General features: G+C 61.9%; 2 protein-coding genes. Both read left to right on the top strand.

Features of this window, described 5'->3' with window-relative positions; all coding sequences use genetic code 11:
* On the top strand, window positions 1–1976 hold a 1976-nt coding region (locus tag JWR14_RS05815; protein WP_299702911.1), incomplete at its 5' end, for a carboxyltransferase domain-containing protein.
* A gap of 21 nt (window positions 1977–1997) precedes the next feature.
* A partial coding sequence (locus tag JWR14_RS05810; RefSeq protein ID WP_299702908.1) for an amidase family protein occupies window positions 1998–2743 on the top strand: 746 nt, incomplete at its 3' end.

The raw sequence follows: 2743 nt of genomic DNA, 5'->3' as shown, positions 1-2743 counted from the left end.
CCACGCTGTTCATTCCCGCCGGTTCGACGCTTGCGCTGGGCGCGATTCGCGGCGCAGGCGCCCGGGCTTACCTGTGCGTGCGCGGCGGCTTCGATGTGGCAATCTATCTCGGTAGCCGCAGCACGTTCACGCTCGGCCAGTTCGGCGGTCACGGCGGCCGTGCGCTTCGCGCAGGCGACGTGCTTCATCTCAATCCCCTGAGCGATGTCAGCGCAGGCGCCGTCCTGCCCCTCGCGCCTCAACTGGCCTCCGTGCGCACACTACGTGTTATCTACGGCCCCCACGGGGCACCTGAGTACTTTAGCCCGCGGTATATCGAGCAGTTCCTCGCAACCGAATGGGAAATCCATTTCAATTCGAGCCGCACCGGCGTGCGCCTGATCGGGCCGAAGCCGGAATGGTCTCGCGAGGACGGTGGCGAAGCCGGGCTGCATCCATCGAATATTCACGACAATCCGTACGCAGTCGGGGCGATCGACTTCACTGGCGACATGCCCGTGATTCTCGGACCGGATGGTCCGAGCCTGGGCGGTTTCGTTTGTCCGGTCACGATCATCGAGGCCGATCTCTGGCAGATCGGGCAACTCAAAGCCGGCGATAAAGTGCGCTTCGTCACGGTGCAGATCGATGCGGCGCGTGAGGCCGCGGCCGCCCGGCTGCATGAACTGGAGACGCTGGAAATCCAGAACGTGCCCGACTACGCTGCGCGCGAACTGGAACCACTCACTTCGCCCATTGTTCTCGACACTGGAACCGACGCCGCGCGGCTGGTCGCAAGGCTTTCCGGCGACACACATTTGCTGCTCGAAATCGGACCGCCCGAACTCGATCTCGTGCTGCGTTTTCGCGGCCATGCGCTGATGCAGTCGCTCGAGGCGCTTGCGTTGCCGGGCGTGATCGACCTGACGCCGGGCATTCGTTCCCTGCAAATTCACTACCAGCCCGAACGCCTGCCGCTCACGCGCTTGATCGCTCAAATCGAGCAAACATGGCAAGAGGTACTACTGCAAAAGGACCTGCGCGCTCCATCGCGGATCGTGCATCTGCCGCTCTCGTGGGACGATCCCGCGTGCCGGCTCGCTATCGATAAATACATGACCACTGTGCGCAAAGACGCACCGTGGTGCCCCAGCAATCTCGAGTTCATCCGTCGAATGAACGACCTTGATTCCATCGATGCGGTGAAGCAGATCGTGTTCGACGCGAGTTATCTGGTCATGGGTCTCGGCGATGTCTACCTGGGTGCGCCGGTCGCCACGCCGCTCGATCCGCGTCATCGGCTGGTGACCACCAAATACAACCCGGCGCGAACCTGGACGGCGGAGAACTCGGTGGGAATCGGCGGAGCGTACCTGTGCGTGTATGGCATGGAAGGGCCCGGCGGTTACCAGTTCGTCGGGCGCACATTGCAGATGTGGAATCGCTATCGCGAGATCAGGGATTTCGCGGGGCGCCCCTACCTGCTGCGTTTCTTCGATCAGATTCGCTTCTACGAAGTCTCCGCCGACGAACTCATGCGCATCCGCGCTGATTTTCCGCTGGGCCGGTACCCGTTGAAGATCGAGGAGACAGAGTTGTCTCTTGCCGACTATCAGGTATTTCTAGCCCGCGAGGCAGATGGCATAGCGCACTTCCGCGAGCGCCAGCAAGCTGCCTTCCAGGCTGAGCGCGAGCGTTGGCGTGAAGCCGGTGCGTCAGAGGAAAGCCTGGAAGCACCGGCACCCGAGAGCACGGAAATTGCGCCGTTGGAAGACGGTCAGGTAGCGGTCGACAGCGAGATCGCCGGCAATCTCTGGCAGGTGCGCGTGACACCCGGCGAGACCGTTTTGGCCGGGGATGTACTGCTTATCATCGAGTCGATGAAAATGGAAATATCGGTATGCGCGCCTTGCGCGGGGACCGTGGGCGAAGTGTATGTGTCCCCGGGCTCACCTGTGCGTGCGGGTCAGCGGGTTGCAATCATTGAACGGTCTTAACCAGTCAGATAAGGAAAAACAATGTCTTCATTCGACCTGCGCATGCCAACGCTGCGCACCGCTTATCGTGCAAATGAAACCACGCCCCGCAAACTGATTGCCGTACTGCTCGCGAAAGCCGCCGCCCTCAATCCCGAGTTTCATTTGTTCATTCATTTACTGACCGAAGCCGAAATCGCGCCTTATCTGGACGAGCTGGAGACGCGGGATATCGACACGCTGCCACTCTATGGCATTCCGTTCGCGATCAAGGACAACATCGACCTGGCCGGCATTCCGACCACCGCCGCCTGCCCCGCATTCGCCTATACCCCCACTGAATCGGCAACGCTGGTTGCGCAATTGATTTCGCTTGGCGCAGTGCCCATCGGCAAGACCAACCTCGATCAGTTCGCCACCGGCCTCAACGGCACGCGCTCGCCCTATGGCAAGTGCCGCAACAGCGCGCATCCGGATTTCCCTGCGGGCGGGTCGAGCGCGGGCTCGTCGCTGGCGGTGGCGTTAGGCGTAGCGAGCTTCGCCCTCGGTACCGATACGGCAGGCTCCGGCCGCGTGCCCGCTGCGCTGAACAATCTCGTCGGCCTGAAGGGAACCAAGGGGCTGCTGTCGACAACGGGTGTCGTGCCAGCTTGCCGGACGCTCGATTGCGTGACCTACCTCACCGCTACCGCGCGAGAAGCCAGTGAACTGCTGGCGCTCACGGCGAGGCCAGATCCGCGCGACGCTTATAGCCGCGTCAACCCGCAGTTCAATGACGCAAGTGCGTT

The organism is Caballeronia sp. (assembly GCF_028292365.1).
Classification (GTDB): Bacteria; Pseudomonadota; Gammaproteobacteria; order Burkholderiales; family Burkholderiaceae; genus Caballeronia.
Note: the sequence above shows the minus strand (reverse complement) of the source record. Positions and strands in the feature narration are given on the sequence as shown.